The organism is Enemella evansiae (assembly GCF_002250705.1).
Classification (GTDB): domain Bacteria; phylum Actinomycetota; class Actinomycetes; order Propionibacteriales; family Propionibacteriaceae; genus Enemella; species Enemella evansiae.
Map to the genome: position 1 here is coordinate 160,629 of NZ_NMVP01000034.1, position 17,807 is coordinate 178,435.

A 17,807-nucleotide genomic window follows, 5' to 3' on the forward strand; every position below is an offset into this window, starting at 1 on the left:
AGTAGCGGGGGCACGGGTAGCCACCCCCGGACGTGACCTGTCCCGAGCGGACCGCCCGATACACTGTTCGCCCGGCCCCGATAGCTCAGCGGATAGAGCAGCAGCCTTCTAATCTGACGGTCGTAGGTTCGAGTCCTACTCGGGGCGCCCCGCCGGGATCGATGGAGGACCACCCGTGATCGAGCACGCCGTCAGCGACGGGATCGCGGTGATCACCATCGCCAACCCGGGCCGATTCAATGCGCTGACGATCGGGATGTGGATCGAGCTGGAACGCATCGTCACCGAGCTGAGCGCCGACCCGCGGGTGCTGGTCCTGGTCATCCGCGGCGCCGGCGACGACTTCAGCTCCGGGTTCGACATCCACGATCTGCCCGATACCGACCCCGACCGGTTCCATCCGGTCCATCTGGCCGCCGAGCAGGCGATCGCGACCTGTCCGAAACCGGTGCTGGCAGCGATCCGCGGCACCTGCGTCGGCGGCGGGTGCGAGATCGCGGTCGCCGCGGATCTGCGGTACGCCGACCCGGGCGCCCGGTTCGGGGTCACCCCGAGCCGGCTCGGGATCGTCTACCCCAGCCAACCGACCAGACGGCTGGTGGAGCTGATCGGGGTCGGTGAGGCCCGCCGGTTGCTGTTCCTCGGTGAGCTGATGGATGCCTCGTGGGCACTGCGCGTCGGGCTGGTCAGCGAGGTCGTCGCCGAGGGTGAGGACGTCATCGACCGGACGATGGCGGTGGCCAGGTTGCTGACCACCCGCTCCCAGATCAGCATCGCCGCCGCCAAGCACTACACCGCCGGCGGGGCCGAGCGGAGCTGGCCGGCCACCGACTACGCCGAGGGTGTCCGCGCCTTCCGCGAACGCCGCTCCCCCGGATTCCCCTCCGCCAGGTGAACTCGTCCGGGATCATGCACACTCCTCGCGCCCGGCACCGTGAGATCGGCCCCAGGGGTTCGTTGGGGAGCCGATAGCGTGGCCCGGTGACGGAGTCGATCCAGTGGCGCAAGGTGGCGATCGCGGCGTACGCCCCCACCCTGCTGGTATCGATCGGATACGGCGCGGTGCTCCCGCTGGTCGCACTCTCGGCACGGGAGATGGGCGCCAGTGTCGGGATGGCCGCTCTCGTCGTCGGGTTGCACGGCTTCGGGCAGCTGGTCGGCGATCTGCCGGCCGGGTCCATCGCGGCGAAGCTCGGGGAGAAGAAGGCACTGATCGGTGCCGCCCTGGTCGAGGCCGCCGCCCAGCTGGTCGCCTGGCGGGCCACCCAGCTCGCGGTGCTGGCCGCCGCGGTGTTCGTGATCGGCCTGGCCGGCGCGGTCTTCGGGCTGGCGCGGCAGGCGTACCTCACCGAGGTGGTACCGCTGCGCCAGCGCGCCCGCGCCCTGTCCACCCTCGGCGGGATGCTCCGCGTCGGGTTCTTCATCGGGCCACTGATCGCGGCCGCGGTCGTCGGCCGCTTCGGCCTCTCCGCCGCGTACGCCGCAGCGGCGGTGATGACGCTGGCGGCGGCCGCGTTCACCCTGGCCCTGCCGGATGTGCAGCCGAGCGGCGGCGCGGCCATCCCGCGTACCCCGGCCCGGTTGCTTCCGGTGATCCGCGAGCACCGCAAGGTGCTGGCCACCCTCGGTACCGGGGCGATGGTGATCATGCTGGGCCGGGCCGGCCGGCTCAGCCTGCTGCCGCTGTGGGCCCAGGCCGCCGGGCTCAGCCCGCAGGCGACCAGTCTGATCTTCGCCATCGCCGCCTTCACCGATATGGCGATGTTCTATCCGTCGGGGTTGATCATGGACCGCTTCGGCCGTTTCTGGTCGACCGCGCCGACGTTGATCGTGCTGGGTCTCGGTTTCGCGCTGCTGCCGCTGACCGATGGCCCGTGGACGATCGGGTTGGTCGCGGTGCTGCTCGGGGTCGGCAACGGGTTCTCCGCCGGCATCGTGATGACGCTCGGTTCGGACGCCTCCCCGCGGGTCGGCCGGCCCCAGTTCCTGGCCGCCTGGCGGTTGCTGTCCGATGCCGGGAACACCGTCGGCCCGTTCCTGATCTCGGCGGTGGTGGCGGTCGCGCCGCTGTGGGCGGCCGCGTTCGCCACCGCCGTCACCTGCTGGGCCGGTGCGGCCTGGTTCGTCCGCTGGCTGCCCCGCGGCCGTCAGGAGCTGGAGCCGCTGCAACCGAACCCGTGACCGGGTGCCGGGGCGCGGCGGCGATCAGGAAGCCGGTTCCGGGGAGCTGTCCGGTCGGTCCGGGCGGGCGCCGGTCAGCGACCCCTGATACTTCTCGGCGATCTTCTTCAGCGACTCGGTGCTGGGACCGGGCTCGGGCACGAACAGCGCCTCGCGGTAGTAGCGCAGCTCCTCGATCGACTCCTGGATGTCGGCCAGCGCGCGATGGTTGCCCGACTTGGCCGGGGTGTTGAAGTAGATCCGCGGATACCAGCGCCGGGCGAGCTCCTTCAGGCTGGAGACGTCGACATTGCGGTAGTGCACATGGTGCTCCAGGGTCGGCATGTCCCGCGCCAGGAACGCCCGGTCGGTGCCGATGGTGTTGCCCGCCAGCGGCGCCTTGCGCGCATCCGGCACATGGCTGCGGACATAGTCGAGCACCTGCTCCTCGGCCTCGGCCATCGTCAGGCCGGCGGCGAGCTCGTCGAGCAGCCCGGACCCGGTGTGCATCTGGCGGACGAAATCACCCATCCGCTCGAGCGCTTCGGCCGGCGGCTTGATCAGCACATCGACACCCGGACCGAGCACGTTCAACTGCGGATCGGTGACCAGCGCAGCCACCTCGATCAGGGCGTCACCGGTCAGGTCCAGCCCGGTCATCTCACAGTCGATCCACACCAAGGTCTCATTCACGACAGCACACCCTACCGGTCGGTCTCTGCGTACGCCTCTGCATGCGCGGGGGGAATGCCCACGGAAGAAAGGGCAGCCAGGGCCGAGATTTGGCTGGACAGCGAATCGGGCGGCGACATAACTTTGCCGGTAGCACTTACGGGGATTGCGGGCTTTTGCCTGCTTTAGTGTATGGGGGTGTGTGCCCGAGTGGTCACACAGGAGCTGGCTTTTGCCTGCCGTGAATTACAACCAAAGAGTTGGTTATTCCGTTACCGCCGAGGTCTTCTTGTCGGAGATCTCGTCGTCGTCATCAGCAGTACCTTCGGGGCGCAGGCGGTGCGAGACGTGTTGGTCGGTTCGTTCGGGGCGAGCCTGACCGAGCACTTGATCATGTCCAGTGCGATCTGCATCGCCTGGATGGCCGGGCTGGTGTTCTTCGAGACCCGCAGCCAGGGGACGATCGCCGGACGCACCGTGCTGGAGCTGCGGCAGATCATCATCACCACCCTGGTCGTCTTCGGCGCCTTCGCCATCTGGTGCACCATCAGCGGCAGCCGGATCGGCCGGGGCTACCTGATGGTGGCGCTGCCGGTGGGGACGACGCTGCTGGTGGCGACCCGGTTGTCGTGGCGGGCCTGGTTGCGCCGCCAGCGCGCGGCCGGCAGCCATCAGTACCGGGTGCTGCTCGCCGGCAACCCGGCGACGGTCGCCAAGGTCGCCGACGAGCTGCGCCGCAGCCCGGAGGCCGGCTACCGCATCGTCGGCAGCTGGACGCCGGACGACGCCGTCCAGACCGGTACCGGGCCGACCATGACGACCGCCCTGGATTCGGTGGTCGAGGCCGCCGAACGCCGCTCGGCCGACACCGTCATCGTCACCGGTTCGGATGATCTGACCCATGAGCAGATCCAACGGCTGAGCTGGCTGCTCGACGACGCCCGGCTCGATCTGGCGGTGGCGCCGAGCCTGACCGATGTCGCCGGTGACCGGCTGCACATGACACCGGTCGCCGGGTTGCCGCTGATCCACATCGAGACCCCGCGCTTGCACGGCCGCCAGGCGATGCTCAAGCGGGCCTTCGACATCGTCGGATCGCTGATGCTGTTGACCCTGCTCTCGGTGCCGATGCTGGTCATCGCGCTGCTGGTCAAGCTCACCAGTCGCGGGCCGGTGCTCTATCACCAGGAACGGATCGGCTTCAACGGCACCCCGTTCAAGATGACCAAGTTCCGCACCATGCGGCAGGGCGCGGACGCCGAGCTCGCGGCGCTGCTCGCCGCCCGGGGTGACGAGACGACCCCGTTGTTCAAGCTGCGCGACGACCCCCGGATCACCCGGGTCGGGCGGGTGCTGCGCAAATACTCCCTGGATGAGTTCCCGCAGCTGTTCAACGTGTTGCGCGGGGAGATGAGTCTGGTCGGGCCACGCCCCCAGGTCGCCGCCGAGGTCGCGCTCTATGAGGATCAGGCGCTGCGTCGGCTGATCGTCCAACCCGGGATGACCGGGCTGTGGCAGGTCAGCGGCCGGTCGACACTGAGCTGGGAGGACGCCCTGCGCCTGGATCTGTTCTATGTCCGGAACTGGTCGCTGCTGGCCGATCTGGTCATCCTGCTGCGCACCTTCCGGGCCGTGGCACTGCCCGGCGAGTCCGCCCACTGATGGCCGCTGCCACGGACCCGGTGCTCCCGCACGGGGTGCTGGTGCACGACTGGGTCGAGGTCACCGGTGGATCGGAGAACGTGCTGGAGGTGATCGCGGATCTCTTCCCGGGCACCGATCTCGCGTGCTCCTGGATGAACGCCCCGGACCGGTTCCCGGCCCGGCGGGTCGTCGAGACGGCGGTGGCGCGTACGCCGCTGCGGGGCCGTAAGGCGCTGGCACTGACGGCGCTGGCCGCGGCCTGGCGGGTGATGCCGAACGACGACTATCGGTGGGCGCTGGTCAGCTCCCACTCGTTCGCCCACCACTGCCGGTTCCGCGGCACCGGCCCGGGGTTCGCCAAGCTCGTCTACGTGCATTCCCCCGCCCGCTATCTGTGGGAGCCCTCCCTGGACCACCGCGGTCAGGGGCGGTTGGTACGCCTGGCGGCCGCGCCGCTGCGCCACCTCGACCGGCGCCGCGCCCAGGAGGCCCGGGCGCTGGCGGCGAACAGTGCCTATGTCGCCGAACGGATCCGCCGACACTGGGGCCGCGACAGCACGGTGATCCATCCACCGGTGGAGGTGGCCGAGATCCAGGCGGTCGAGGACTGGAGCAGCCGGCTCACCCCGGCCGAACAGGCCGTGCTGGCGGAACTGCCGGAGGACTTCCTGCTCGGCGCCTCCCGACTGATTCCCTACAAGCGCCTCGATCTGGCGCTGGCCACCGGGTCGGCCAGCGGACTGCCGGTGGTGATCGCCGGCGAGGGCCCCGAGCTCCCCCGGTTGCGCCGGCTGGCCGCGGACCGGCAGATCCGGGCGCACTTCGTCGGCCGGGTGTCGACACCGCTGCTGCGGGCGCTTTTCCAACGAGCACAGAGTTTCGTCTTCCCCGCCGTCGAGGACTTCGGCATCATGCCGGTCGAGGCGATGGCGGTCGGTACGCCGGTGATCGTCGGTTCGGTCGGCGGTGCGCTGGAGACGGTGCTGCCCGGGGTGACCGGTGCCCAGGTGCGCGACTGGGACGATCCGGAGGAGCTGCACCGGGCGGTCCGGGCGAGCGCCGCCTGCCGGCCGGCCGACTGCCGGGACCGGGCCCGCCAGTTCTCCCGCGCCCGTTTCGAGACGGACCTGTTGGACTGGATCGGCCGCAATCTCAACTGAGACAGGGAAAGCCGAACCCGGAGCACCACGACCGGCCGGATTCAGCTCGGCCGGTCGGTGCCCAGGTCGAGCGGGGCCAGCTGACCCTCGGCGTTGACGACGAGTCGGTAGTAGCGCCCGTTGGCCCCGCGGAGCACGACACCCGCGGTGGGGCTGTCGGAGATCAGGCTGCCATCGGCCAGCACGCCACCCACCCGCGTACCGGCGGCGTCGCGATGGTCGGCCAACGGCTGCCCGGGCCGGCCCCGCAGCTGCAGCGGGCCCAGGAACTCCCCACCGGATCGCTGCCCGCCGCCCTGCACCGTCCACCCCGGTGGGAAGGCCGCGGCCTCCACCGGCCGCCGCTGGTCGACGATGAGTTCCTCCGCCGTCCCGGTGGGACAACCGCGCGGGTCGATGGCGAGCGGGGCCGGGCTGCTGCCGGCGTCGGGGTCCAGGGCGACACTGGCCAGGTACGCCTGGCCGCAGCGCCGCAGGTCGAGCACCACCCGACGCGCGGCCAGCTTGCAGTTGACCAGCCCGAACTGGGCCGGGCCGCCGTTGGCGTCGCCGACCCGCACGGCGGTGTCACAACCCTCGAACCACAGATTCGTCAGCCACCAGACGTTGGCGATCCCCTCGACCAGCAGGTGCGCATCGGTGGTCTCCGGATGGGTGTCGGAGGTGAACTCGCTGTCCACGATCGACAGCCCGGCGTTGGCGCCGTTGCGCACCCCGAGCACCCCGACCCGGTTGGTCAGGAACCGGCAGCCGGCGACGTAGTTCTGGATGCAGGCGGTCCGCAGGCCGACCCCGAGGTTGGTGAAGAAGCAGTTGGTGAAGGTGTTCGCCCCGGAGTTCTCGATCAGCTCCACCCCGACCTGGCCGGCGTACTGCGGAAAGTTGGCGCCCTGGTGGTCGCCCCGCAGGATGACGTCGTCGAAACCGCACATGAACGCACCCCGCAGCCGCATGCCCATCCCCGACGGGTGCACCAGGTGCACCCCGAAGGAGCGGAACGAGGCGCGATTGGTGCCCGCCAGGTTGAACAACGGCCCGTCGCCCTGATGGATCAGCAGCGACTTGTCCGGGCCGTCCCCGAGGATCGTGGTGTAGCGGGTGATGTCGGGCAGCCCGGTGAGCCGGTAGGTGCCGGTCGGGATGTAGACCGCCCGCTCCTCACCCGCCTGCTCGAGGGCGGTGGCGAAGGCTTTGGTGTCGTCGGCCTGCCCGTCACCGACCGCGCCGACGGTGCGCACATCGATCCGCGGACCGCCCGGCATCACCTCCGGAAGCTGGGGTGGCACCGGGGTCCGGCTGCAGGCGGCCAGACCGACCAGCGCGGCCCCCGCCGCACCGCCGAGCACCCAGCGCCGATCAACCCGATCGGGCCGGCTCGGCTCGTTCACGACGCGTCCGCCGCCCTGGTCGGGTCGAGGTCGGCCGGTCGGGCAGCCGCGCGCACCCAGGCCACCAGCTCCGCGCTGATCGGCGCCCGGGCGGCGGGATGGAAGGCGGAGTGGTCTCCGGGAAGTTCCTTGATCTGTGGCACCCTCGAACCGTACCGGCGGCGCAACCGGGTCATCCCCTCAGGGCCCCGTTGACTGCGGAACCAGTCGCGATCGGCGTCGATCAGCAGGGCGACGGTGTCCACCTCGGCACGCGCCAGCGGACGGAGCAGTACCTCCGGCACCTGGGTGATGCCGCGTTGACCGAGCAACCGCCACAGCGGATACGGCAGATGCCGCTGCAGCAGCGCCTTGATCCGTCCGCGCGGGGAACGCTGCCAGGTAGGGGTGTTCCGCGGTACGCCGAGATCCTCGGGTCGCACCGACCCGTAGACCGAGCGCTTCCGGACCCAGGACCAGGCCACCGCGTTGACCAGCACGACCTTGCCCAGCCGCAGGTCCCGGGCGACCGAGGCGGCGTACCAGGAGCCGGAGCAGACGCCGACGCTGAGCAGGTCCCGGCCGGCGACCTCCAGATGCCTGGCGGCGGCGAGCGCCTGGGCCCGCGCCGCATCGCTGTAGAGCGGGGTCAGTTCACCGGCCTCGACCGGGCCGCTCTCCCCGGTGCCGACGCGATCGAACCGCAGCGCCTGGCCACCGGCGGCGGCGATCCGGCGGCTCGCCCAGACCCACTCCCCCGCCGGCCCGTGATGGGTGTCGTCGGCGGTCGCGAAGAACAACACCGCCCGCGTCGGATCGCTGCGCAGCGGCAGGCTCCGGATGGCGAACATCCGGTCCGTCCCGATGCTCTCGATCCGTTCCTGCACAGGGATTCCGCCGGGTCCGGTGACCGTGGCAGTGGTCTTCGGCACCGGGGTGACCGACCGCCGTTCGGCACCGAAGCGCGGCGCCAGCCAGTCCACCACCCGGTCGATCAGCCGCTCGGGGATCTCGACCAGGAAGCTGCGCGGGTTGGCGAAATTGCGGAGCTCGTCGGAGCCGTCGAGGATCACCGCCTCGGCCTGCTCGCCGACCTCCCGGGCGCGCCGGTCGCCCTTCTCGTCGCGGCGGACCACCAGCAGCGGAGCGGCCGGTACGCCGAGGCTCAGCTCGGCGAACCCGGCCGCGGCGTCCGGGTGCAGCTCGAGCCCGAGCAGGTGCGTGGCACCCGGTTCCGGTGCCGGGGTGGCGCCCATCGCCATCGCGAACAGCGCCCCCTGGGCGCGCAGGTGCCGGCGCCCCGACCCGACCGGATCGAACCAGACGGTGGCGGCCAGGTCGGGCAGTTCGTCGGTGAGCTGGCTGGCGAGCAGGGCGCCCACCCGGACCCCGATCAGGCCGAGCTCACCGACCCCGAGCCGACGCAGCCAGGCGTACCCGGTGCGGATGCTGTCGAGCCATTCGCTGAGCGCGGTGGGGCTGCCCGGGGCGCCGCTGGAGTCCTGGGTGCCGGCATAGTCGAAGCGGAGCACCGCGATCCCGCGGCGGGCGAGCCGATCGGCCAGCAGGCGCAGCCCGCGGGTGGTGTCGGCGGCCTCCTTGGCGATCGAACCGCAGAGCAGCACCCCGCCGCGGACCTGCCGGTCCGCGGGCAGGTGCAGGGCCGCGAACAACGGCGGGTCACCGAGATAGGTCGGCAGTTCGGTGGTCGGCACGTCGGTGGTCGGCACGTCGGTGGTCACCGGTCCAGACCTCCCGACGGGGTCCGGGCCAGCACGATCAGGTTGGCGGCGGCGTTCCGGATCGGGGCGAGTCGCTCGGTCAGGTCTCGGGTCGAGAAGGCGTCCACATCGACCACGGCGACGACATCGGCCTCCCGGGCCACCGCGGCCACCTCACCGGGCGCGGTGAGATCGGGGGCGTCGATGACCACCCGGCCCCCCTCGCGCACCCGCGCCCGGGCCGGCCGGGGATCGGCGGATTCGTCACGGTCGTTGAGATCGATGAAGGTGACCGGTGTCCCGTTGTCGCTGAACCAGTCCGCCAGCTGCCGGGCGAAGGGGCTGCTGCCCGAGCCGTGGGTCACCACCACCGTCGCGGTGTCCAGCGCGGAGGCCACCCGCCGCAGCATCGCCGAGGAGGCGCTGCCGGAGAGCGCGAGCACCTCATCGGTGCTGCCGGATTCCGGATCGGGCCGCGGGTGGACCCTCGGATCGCGGCGCCAGCGCAGATAGGCCACGCCCACCCCGAGCAGCAGGCCGGCGGCCCCGAGCAGCGCGATGGTGCGGGCCCGGCCACCCGTGGCGACCCCGTCCGCGGGTGGGGTGACCTGGACCAGGGCCGCCTCGGCCGGCGTACCCGGCGGGTTCTCCAGGGAGTTGAACAACGACTGCAGCTGGCGTACCACCGCCGCATTCAGCTCCCGCGCCCGAACCGGATCGGTCACCTCGGTCCGCAGGCTGATCAGCGCGGTGCCCGGTGCGGTGGTGGCGGTGAAACCGTTCCGCACCTCCGACACCGGCAGGCCCACGTCACCGGCCGCCGGGACGAGCACCGCATCGCTGCCGGCCAGTTCGGTGTAGGTGGCCACCAGATCCTTGGCGGCCTGGCTCCGCTCGGCGGCGCTGGTCCCCGACCGCACCGAGACGAACACCTGGGATTCGGACTGGTAGACCGTCGGCGTCGCGAAGGCGAGGACGGCCCCCGCGATCACCCCGAGCACCAGCCCGACGAGCCCAGCCAGCACGGCGGCCCGGATCAAACGTCGCATCATGACCTTTCCCCCGTCGGCTCCACCCGCAACCGCACCGGATCCGCTGGGACCCGTGATGGCCGGTCGGTGGTCGGGGCCCCGGCGGGGCCCCAACGGAGCCATTTCAACATGATCGTCAGCAACCAGATGGCCAGCGCCCCCTGGAGCCCTTTTCCTGCGGTCTCGGCGATGCCGAGCACGCCTCGTTCGAACAGCGCCGGAGTCTGCACCATGGTCAGCGCCCACGCCGCCAGGAAGATGTGTTTCGACTCCAGCCCGCGGACCACCAGCAGCAGCACCGCGAGCAGGATCAGCGATTCCACCAGCACCCCGGGCAGTCCGGCGAGCAGCAGACCCTCGCTGAGGTGCCCCTCGGCCAGCGACACGCTGACCTCGCGCATGTCCACCGAGGACCCCCGGACCAGCTCGGCCCAGACCGTCCCGGAGGTCACCTTGGTCACCCCCAGCTGGGCCGGGATGAACGCCAGCAGTGCCGCACCGGCGGCCTGCCCCGGGGTGTACCAGGGCGGGCCCACTGCGGCGTACACGTCGGTGGCCGCCTGGAACAGATCGAAGCGGGTCAACAGCGGCAGGAACGGTCGCAGCGGGGCCGGATAGTTCAACTGGAAGGTGGCATCGGTCGCGGCGCCGGCGGTCTTGAACGACTGCAACCAGCCGAAGGCGGCGATCACCACCGCACCGGTACCGACCAGGGCCAGGGCCCGGCGCCGGTCCAGCCCGACCCGGCCGATCCGCAGCGCCAGCGCCAGCGCGATCCCGATCGCGGGGGTCTTGGACTGGGTCACCATCCCCCAGCCGAGCTCCCCGGCGCCGAGGACGCCGAGCACGAGCAGCACCTGCAGCGGACGGCCACGGGTGTGGAACACCAGCGCGATGGCGGCGATCCCGGCCAGCGACGCGATGGTCGCCAGATAGGGATTGGCCGATTCGACCTCCCCGGCCGAACTCACCGTTCCGGTGGCCATGGTGGCGGCCCGGGCGAGCATCCCGATCGCGTACACCACCCAGAAGACCGGCAACCAGGCCGGTGCCCCGCTGTCCGCGGCCCGTCGGGTCACCCCGTCCGGGTGCGACCACCGGCGGGCGCGCAGCACCTCGACCAGGATCAGCGCGAGCAGGGCATAGCACCAGATGCCGGGGACGATCAGGGTGAGCACGGCCGCCACCCCGCGGTCGTAGCCGACCTGGTAGAGCCGCGGGTCGGCGAGATTGTCGGCGAAGGCGGGCCGCGGCTGCACCGTCAGCAGCACGATCGCCCGGCCCAGATAGCCGATCGCCCAGTAGACCGCCTGCCCGACCAGCAGGATCCGGAGCAGACCGCGGGCCCGCAGCCCGGCCACGGCCAGCACCAGCAGCCCGGCGGCCACCAGCAGGACGCCGAGGCCGGGGGCCAGTTCGATCGCAGGATCAACCGACATGGGCGACGATCTCCTCGGCCCGGTGCCGGTAGCTGTGCCCGCCGGTGACGATCCGCTGGTGACCGGCCGCCGCGATCCGGCGTACGCCCTCGGGGTCGCGGCGGCAGCGGTGCAGGTGGTCGCGCAGTTCGGTCTCGTCGTCGAAGAGCAGCGCCTCGCGGCCCTCGGTGAGCAGCTCGCGGTGCTGGTCGGTGCGCTGCCCGACGAACAGCCCGCCCGCGGCCGGGACCTCGAAGGTGCGGCAGGTGTGGGTGTCGCGGTTGTCGGAGTTCAGCAGCACCAGATTCGCGGTCACCGCGGCGATCGCCCGGGACAGCTCGCCGCCGAACCGGCCGCCGGTGACGGTGGCCGCCGACCGCTGCAGCTCCGGCGCCCGCCGCCAGCCGGGTCCGGCGAGATAGAACTGCTCACCGAACTCGGTGGCGAGATCGTTGATGAGTCGCCGCCGGTCGGGGCGGCGGGCGCCGATGAACCCGGCGAGATAGCGCCGCCCACCGCGCGGGGCCCGCGGATGGTGCCAGGCCGGGTCGTAGGCGCTGTGCACGTAGAGCACATCGCGGGCACCGCGCTCGCGCAGTTCGGCGACGTTGTGCACCTTGGTGGTGACCACGCAGTCCCAGCGGTGCTCCTGGTCGAGGTAGGCCGGGGTGATGTTCTCGGGGTTGGCGACGTCGTCGGGGCTGTAGTGCACCTTGATCGGTACCGGCAGCCCCAGCAGCCGGTCCTGGTCCAGGTGGATGCTCTTGAACGCCAGCAGCAGCTCCGGGCGGAATGCAGTGACGGCCTGCTCCAGCTCGGTGTGCACCCGGTCCACCTGCCAGGGCGCACGGACCCCCCGGACCCGTTTGTAGAGCCACGGCACCGAGAGCCGCGCCGGCGCGCTGACCGGGGTGGAGTCGACCAGCGCGACCTCGTGCCCGGCGCGGGCGAAGCCGTCCGCGAGTGAGGTGACGTTGCTGCCGTACCAGTCGTCCCCGAGGACCAGGACCCTCATCCGCTCGCCTCCTCCTGGTGCCGGCGACGGACCCGCGGCAGGCGTACCAGGTGCCAGACCGCGACCGTCGTCTCGGCGATCAGCACACCCCAGACGATCGTCCAGACCGACCCGGTCCACCAGGTGGTGATCGCCAGGGTGATCAGGATGATCACGGTGCCGATGATCGAGCCCTTGAGGGCGGCGCGGCTGTCGGAGAGCACCGGCAGCACCGCGGTGGTGATGAAGCTGGCGATCGCGGTACCGGGCAGGATGAAGGCCTGCAGGCGCATCAGCGGGATCGACTCGGCGAACCGGTCGCCGAAGATCAGCGGCACCGTCCACTGCGCGGTCGCCGCCAGCACCACCGCTGCGCCGACCGAGAGCACGCTGACCCCGAGCAGCGAGGACTTCACCGCCGACCACATGTCCCGACTGCCCCGCCTGGCCAGCCGCGGCAGCAGGGCGTACCCGATCGCATCGAGGCTGGAGGAGACCGCCTGGATGACCCGGTCGGAGCTGGAGAAGATGCCCAGTGCGTGACTGGGGACCGAATGGGAGAAGACGGTGGCAACCCCCTGTTCGTAACTGTTCTCCAGCATCCGTGCCGAGAGCACCGGCCCGGCGAGCCGGCACAGGCCGCGCAGCTGACCGGGTTCGGCGCGCCGCGGTGGGCCGTAGGAGCCGATCGTGCGCCACCAGCTGAGCCCGACCGGGACCAGGGTGGATGCGATCAGGCAGAGCAGGGCGACGATCGGGTCCGGGAACCGGGGCAGCAGGGCGACCAGCAGGCCGAGGTAGGCGACCCGGCCGATGCCGTTGAACAGGAAGATCAGCCCGAACCGGCCGTGGCCGACCAGCACCCAGTCATCGCCGAGGGAGCTGAGCGCCCCGCCGAACAGGCCGAGGGTGATCATCAGCGTCTGCTGCGGCGCCTGCAGCGCCACGGTGATCAGCACCAGTGCCAGGGCGCCGAGCAGGATCAGCGCGCGGAGTTTCAGGTACGCCCCACGCAACCGGTCGAGACCCGGGTCGTGCACCCGGGCGGCGACGTAGGTGGTGATCCCCAGATCCCCGAGCAGCGAGCCGATGAAGAACGACGACATCCCGACCGCGAGCAGTCCGAGGCCGGAGGGGCCGAGGATCCGGGCGGTCAGCGGCAGGGTGATCAGCGTGACCAGATACTGGCCGTACTTGCCGAAGGCGACCAGGGCGATGTCGCGGATCGTCCGCCGGCGGGTCCCCGATCCGGTGGGGGTCGCGGTGCTCACCGGCGGCCCCCGATGACCTGCTGCAGCAGGGTGCGGGCGATCCGGGCGCTGGCGTCGACGGAGAAGTCCCCGGCCCGGCGGCGGGCCGCGTCGGCCAGCCGGGTCCGCAACGGCCGGTCCTCGATCAACCGGTCGAGGGTACGCCCCAGCTGCGGCGGATCCTCCGGGTCGAGCAGCACCCCGTCCCGCCAGCCGGTGATGATCTCCGAGGGCCCACCGGGCGCGGTCGCGACCGGTACTGCGCCGACCGACATCGCCTCGACGATGACCTGGCCGAAGGGTTCGGCCTGCCGGGAGCAGTGCACGGCGATGTCGCATCCGCTGAGGGCGGTCAGCGGGTCGTCGACGTGCCCGGTGAAGGTGACCCGATCGGCCAGGCCGAGGCGGTCGACCTGGGCCAGCAGCCGGTCGCGGTAGGCGTCCTCGCCGAACAGGGCGGCGCCGAAGAACCGCACCCGGGGCCGGTTCCGCATCCCGGCCAGGGCGTCGAGCAGCACGTCCTGGCCCTTCCATTCGGTGATCCGCCCGGCCATCCCGAGCACCACCGCGTCCGGTTCGGCCTGCTCCCGGTGCGCGGAGCCGGCCTCCACCCCCGGGCTGCAGACCGCGAGCGGTTTGCCGAGCGTCCACAGGGTCTGCGCGGTGCTGCGCGAGTTGGCCAGGAAGCCGTCGGCGACCAGTGCCCCGAACAGGCGTACCGCCACACTGACCGGGAGGCCGAAGTAGTCCGCGCTGACCCGGTCGTGGACCCGCCACACCAGCGGGATCCGGCAGCGGGCGGTGATCAGGGCGCCGAGCAGCAGCGCCTTGGTCGATTCGGCCATCAGCACCTGCGGCCGGGCGTCGGTCTGCTCACCGGCCAGTTCGCCACCGATCCGCCAGCCGGCGGTGATCAGTTGCCGGACCCCGCGGGCCAGCGCCCGCGGGCCGCCCCCGATCCTGGTCGCCCGGGTGTTCACCGGGCGTACCGTGACCGGGATCCCGCGCTGGGTGAGCAGCTCGACGACCGGGCCGTCGGCCAGGGTGAGCGCGCGGGCGTCCACACCGGTACGCCGCAGCGCCGCCAGCAGCCGGATGGCGCTCAGTTCGGCGCCGGAGGGCTGGGCGGTGTGCAGGATGCAGAGCAGGCGGATCGGATCGCTCACCCGATCAGCTCCCGGTAGAGCGCCTCGTGGGCGGCGGCGCTGGCCGCCCAGGTGAACGTCTCGGCGTGCGCGCGGCAGGCGCGGGCATCCGGGCGGCGGCCGCGCAGGGCGGCGACCAGCCGCTCGGCCAGCGCCTCGGGGTGCTCGCGCGGCACCACCAGGGAGGGGTCGAGCCCGATCACCGAATCGGCCAGTCCGCCGGCGTCGGTGACCACCGGCGCCCGGCCGCTGGCCAGCGACTCGAGACAGACCAACCCGAATCCCTCCAGGGACCGCGTCGGTACCACGCTGACGGTGGCCCGCCGGTAGAGCTCGGCGATCTCGTCATCGGTGACCCGCCCGGTGAAGGTGACCCCGCTCAGCCCGGTGGCCTGCGCACGCAGCGCCGCCTCCTCGGTGCCGGTGCCGACCACGATCAACCGCGCCTCGGGCAGGGCCGCGGCGACCGCCGGCCAGGCGGTCAGCAGGGTGTCGATGCCCATCCGGCGCTCCAGCCGGCGGACGCAGAGCACGGTCGGCGGGCCGGCCGGCTCCTGCGGGACGGCGAACCGGTCCAGGTCGACCCCCGGTGGGATCACCCGGATCCGGTCGGCCGGGATCCGGTAGTCGGTGGCCAGCAGCCGGGCGAAGTATCGGCTGAGCACCACGTACGCGTCGCTGCCGCGGTAGCGGACCAGCTCGATCCGCCGCTTGAGGGCGACGGCCGCGGCCCGTTCGCCGGCGGCGGCGCTCTCCCCCGCCCACGGCCCGTGGAAGTGGGTGACCACGGGCCCACGGGGCCGGCGGACGGCCGGTGCGGGCAGCGGGCCGTAGGGCGCGAAGTGCCGGTCCAGCACGGTGCCGCGCGGGACCCGGTGGGTCAGGGCGCTGCTCAGCACCCGCGCCGGGAAGGGTGCGTCCTGGCCGGGCCAGGAGTGCCCGCCCGCGGCGTCCGGTGCGCCGAAGGCCACCGCCTTGACGCTCACCCGGGGCCGCGCCCGCAGCGCCAGCCAGAGGTCGGTGAAATAGCGGTTCAGACCGCCGGCGCGGGTGTCGAACCAGTCCGCGCCGCTCATCTGCACACGGAGCACCGGATCACTCCCCGGCCCGCGCGCCGGCCTGCTGCAGCGCGCCGGTGGGCGTACCGGATCGGCGCAGCACCGCGAGCGCGATCCGTTCCAGGCCGAACCCCACGCAGGCGCTGCTGGCCGGGCTGCCGTCGGCGAGCCGCAGCCCGAAGGTGTCCCCGAAGTGGGTCTGGTGGTTGTTGGCCGAGGCGATCGCGGTGCCCTGGTCGAGGTCGCCGTAGAGCCGCACCACGAACTCGGTCTTGAGCTGCTCGGCGCGCTGGTTGGTGGCCAGCACCCTGCCCGCCCGGCCGAAGAAGGGGTCGTTGGCGGCGACCGCGTCGACCTCGAGCCCGAGGCCGGTGAGCACCTCGAGCATCGCCTCCTGCCACTGGCGCAGATGCTCGGCGGTCTGCTCGGGGCTGCCGACCCGGACGATCTCGTGCATCCGGAAGGTCTGCAGCCGGGCCGGGTCGACCGAGGGCTCGTGCCGGAAGCACCACCCGGTCAGCTCGGCGGTCACCCCGGCGGCCGGCAGTTCGGTGGGCAGGGTGCCGTAGAGCGGGTGGCAGACGGCGGGCACCAGCATCAGGTCGGTCGGGGTGAGGTGACCGTCCCAGTGCTGGCTGTGCTCCCGCTCGGCCAGCAGCGCCCGATGCTCGCGATCCCCACCGGTGAAGGAATTGACGGCACCGGTGAGATTCGGGAAGGAGGCGATGTAGTCGGTGCGCTCGTACGCCGCGCGCGGATAGAGCGGCGGGAAGGTGGGCCGCAGCGCATCCGCCGGGAGCAACCGGTCCAGTGCGTCGGCGATGGCGGACTGCACCTGCTGGACCACCTGCTCGAATCGCTCGCCGAGGCCGTGGACGCCCTCGCTCCCGGTCGGCAGCAGCAGGCCGGCCCGCACCAGCTCATCGCGGAAGGACGCCTGGGCCGAGGCCAGCGCATTCTCGCTCAACGGGTTCCCCTCGTCATCAGTGCGAGATCGGCGTTGTTCTGCCGGATCCGTTCGTTGGAGATCATCAGCTGCGGGCCGAAGGAGTCGCGCAGCAGGCGGTCCATGCTCGCGGCATGGTTGCGCCGGTAGCCGTTGATCCCGACGATCGCCAGGGCCGCCATGACGATGTCGGCGACGTGCACCGCCGCCTCCATCTTGATGTTGTTCATCGCCAGGCTGAACGAGGCGGTCGGTTCGGAGCGGGTCCGCAGCAGCTGCTCGAACTGGCCGAGCCCTTGCTCCAGGATCGCCTCGAAGCGCTGCTGGCGCTGCAGCAGATCGGCGAAGCGGAGCGCGGCCGGTGAGGGCTTGTCCGGGTCGTACGCCGACCGGGCCTTCGCCCGGGCCTTCCCGACGGCAGCGTCGGCGATCCCCAGCCAGACCGCCGACCACAGGGTGTGCGACCCGGGCAGCATGGTGGAGGCGGAGATGGTGGCGTAGTCCACCGGGAACACGTTGCCCGCGGCGGTGTCGATCGCCAGCAGGTAACCGGGGCTGGCGGTGCCCCGCAGCCCGATCGTGTCCCAGGTGCTGGTCCGGGTCATCTCGATGTCGCCGACCGGTGCGGCCACCAGGACCTGGTCACCGGCCGGGCTCTGCGGGCCACGCCGGGTGGTGGTGAAGATGTAATCGGCGATCTCGGCGTAGGAGACCACCGGGGCGTTCTTGGTGACCTGCACCCGATCGCCGTCGGCCTCGACCGCACACACCGACGAGCTGACGTCGCCACCGGTGCCGATCTCGGTGGTGGCGGAGGCGATCAGCGCCTCGGTGTCGGCGGCCCGGCGCCCGATCTCGGCGACCGCGTCCAGTTCGGCGTAGCGGACCAGCCCGAGCGCCTGGCTGTGGTGCATCGCGAAGATCATTCCGGTGGCACTGCAACTCGCCCCCAGCAGACGCGCGATCCGCGCGAGTTCGGTGACCCCGATCCCCTCACCGCCCAGCTCGGCGGGCAGGCAGCAGGAGAGGAGCCGTTCCTCCTTCAGCGCGGCCACCGCCTCGTGCGGCGGTCGGGCCGCGGCGTCCACCTCTGCGGCGTACTCCGCGGCGATCTTGGTGACGCGCTGAATGCGCGCGTCATCAACCAGTGTTGACATGATGATTCTCCCCGAGTCGATCAGGTGGCCGTCCCAAGCTCACCCACAGACCTCGACAGGCTACCCCACCGACCGCATTTCAGC

15 protein-coding genes and 1 tRNA gene are annotated in these 17,807 nt (G+C 71.8%); 5 read left to right on the forward strand and 11 right to left on the reverse strand.

Annotated elements, in window-relative coordinates:
• Positions 1 to 74: 74 nt before the first annotated feature.
• The 3 genes from BI335_RS16200 to BI335_RS16210 all read left to right on the forward strand — a co-directional run bounded on the left by BI335_RS16200 (position 75) and on the right by BI335_RS16210 (position 2,181).
• Positions 75 to 147: transfer RNA gene (locus BI335_RS16200), tRNA-Arg, on the forward strand.
• A gap of 28 nt (positions 148 to 175) precedes the next feature.
• Positions 176 to 895 (forward strand): enoyl-CoA hydratase/isomerase family protein, encoded by a 720-nt coding sequence (locus BI335_RS16205; protein ID WP_229119646.1) that lies wholly within the window; start codon positions 176 to 178, stop codon positions 893 to 895.
• Between the two features lie 86 nt (positions 896 to 981).
• Positions 982 to 2,181, forward strand: coding sequence for an MFS transporter (locus tag BI335_RS16210; RefSeq protein ID WP_094432167.1), 1,200 nt, complete (start codon positions 982 to 984; stop codon positions 2,179 to 2,181).
• A gap of 24 nt (positions 2,182 to 2,205) precedes the next feature.
• Here BI335_RS16210 and orn read toward each other — a convergent pair whose 3' ends face one another.
• Positions 2,206 to 2,853, reverse strand: coding sequence for an oligoribonuclease (gene orn, locus BI335_RS16215; protein ID WP_094355844.1), 648 nt, complete (start codon positions 2,851 to 2,853; stop codon positions 2,206 to 2,208).
• 171 nt (positions 2,854 to 3,024) lie between these two features.
• On the opposite strand from orn, the gene BI335_RS16220 reads away from it, so the two are divergent.
• Positions 3,025 to 4,494, forward strand: coding sequence for a sugar transferase (locus tag BI335_RS16220; protein WP_094432170.1), 1,470 nt, complete (start codon positions 3,025 to 3,027; stop codon positions 4,492 to 4,494).
• Positions 4,494 to 5,636, forward strand: a complete 1,143-nt coding sequence (locus tag BI335_RS16225) for a glycosyltransferase (protein ID WP_094432172.1) — start codon at positions 4,494 to 4,496, stop codon at positions 5,634 to 5,636. Before BI335_RS16220 ends, BI335_RS16225 begins: the two co-directional genes overlap by 1 nt.
• 41 nt (positions 5,637 to 5,677) lie before the next feature.
• Here the strand turns inward: BI335_RS16225 and BI335_RS16230 are convergent, their stop codons facing one another.
• From BI335_RS16230 to BI335_RS16275, 10 genes are read right to left on the reverse strand one after another with little or no spacing between them, the layout of a single operon-like run.
• Positions 5,678 to 7,024, reverse strand: coding sequence for a glycosyl hydrolase family 28-related protein (locus tag BI335_RS16230; RefSeq protein WP_094432175.1), 1,347 nt, complete (start codon positions 7,022 to 7,024; stop codon positions 5,678 to 5,680).
• Entirely contained in the window at positions 7,021 to 8,745 is a 1,725-nt protein-coding gene (locus tag BI335_RS16235; protein WP_094432176.1) for an alpha/beta hydrolase family protein, read from the reverse strand. Before BI335_RS16235 ends, BI335_RS16230 begins: the two co-directional genes overlap by 4 nt.
• Complete coding sequence (locus BI335_RS16240; protein ID WP_133626376.1) at positions 8,742 to 9,776, reverse strand: YveK family protein; 1,035 nt, start codon at positions 9,774 to 9,776, stop codon at positions 8,742 to 8,744. Before BI335_RS16240 ends, BI335_RS16235 begins: the two co-directional genes overlap by 4 nt.
• The gene (locus BI335_RS16245; protein WP_094432180.1) at positions 9,773 to 11,194 is read right to left on the reverse strand and encodes a hypothetical protein; all 1,422 of its coding nucleotides are present in this window, start codon (positions 11,192 to 11,194) and stop codon (positions 9,773 to 9,775) included. Before BI335_RS16245 ends, BI335_RS16240 begins: the two co-directional genes overlap by 4 nt.
• Positions 11,184 to 12,188, reverse strand: a complete 1,005-nt coding sequence (locus BI335_RS16250; RefSeq protein WP_094432182.1) for a CgeB family protein — start codon at positions 12,186 to 12,188, stop codon at positions 11,184 to 11,186. Before BI335_RS16250 ends, BI335_RS16245 begins: the two co-directional genes overlap by 11 nt.
• The gene (locus BI335_RS16255; RefSeq protein ID WP_208109326.1) at positions 12,185 to 13,438 is read right to left on the reverse strand and encodes a lipopolysaccharide biosynthesis protein; all 1,254 of its coding nucleotides are present in this window, start codon (positions 13,436 to 13,438) and stop codon (positions 12,185 to 12,187) included. Before BI335_RS16255 ends, BI335_RS16250 begins: the two co-directional genes overlap by 4 nt.
• Complete coding sequence (locus BI335_RS16260) at positions 13,435 to 14,583, reverse strand: glycosyltransferase (protein ID WP_094432184.1); 1,149 nt, start codon at positions 14,581 to 14,583, stop codon at positions 13,435 to 13,437. Before BI335_RS16260 ends, BI335_RS16255 begins: the two co-directional genes overlap by 4 nt.
• Positions 14,580 to 15,653, reverse strand: coding sequence for a glycosyltransferase family 4 protein (locus BI335_RS16265; RefSeq protein WP_208109327.1), 1,074 nt, complete (start codon positions 15,651 to 15,653; stop codon positions 14,580 to 14,582). Before BI335_RS16265 ends, BI335_RS16260 begins: the two co-directional genes overlap by 4 nt.
• A 4-nt stretch (positions 15,654 to 15,657) precedes the next feature.
• Entirely contained in the window at positions 15,658 to 16,587 is a 930-nt protein-coding gene (locus BI335_RS16270; RefSeq protein WP_094432186.1) for a class-II aminoacyl-tRNA synthetase family protein, read from the reverse strand.
• Entirely contained in the window at positions 16,584 to 17,723 is a 1,140-nt protein-coding gene (locus tag BI335_RS16275; RefSeq protein WP_094432188.1) for an acyl-CoA dehydrogenase family protein, read from the reverse strand. Before BI335_RS16275 ends, BI335_RS16270 begins: the two co-directional genes overlap by 4 nt.
• Positions 17,724 to 17,807 lie beyond the last annotated feature (84 nt).

Excerpts from the sequence above, each read along its gene's own strand:
- BI335_RS16220 (WP_094432170.1), top strand. The coding sequence starts at position 3,025 with ATGGGGGTGTGTGCCCGAGTGGTCACACAGGAGCTGGCTTTTGCCTGC.
- BI335_RS16225 (WP_094432172.1), top strand. The coding sequence starts at position 4,494 with ATGGCCGCTGCCACGGACCCGGTGCTCCCGCACGGGGTGCTGGTGCAC.
- BI335_RS16240 (WP_133626376.1), bottom strand. The coding sequence starts at position 9,776 with ATGATGCGACGTTTGATCCGGGCCGCCGTGCTGGCTGGGCTCGTCGGG.
- BI335_RS16245 (WP_094432180.1), bottom strand. The coding sequence starts at position 11,194 with ATGTCGGTTGATCCTGCGATCGAACTGGCCCCCGGCCTCGGCGTCCTG.
- BI335_RS16250 (WP_094432182.1), bottom strand. The coding sequence starts at position 12,188 with ATGAGGGTCCTGGTCCTCGGGGACGACTGGTACGGCAGCAACGTCACC.
- BI335_RS16275 (WP_094432188.1), bottom strand. The coding sequence starts at position 17,723 with ATGTCAACACTGGTTGATGACGCGCGCATTCAGCGCGTCACCAAGATC.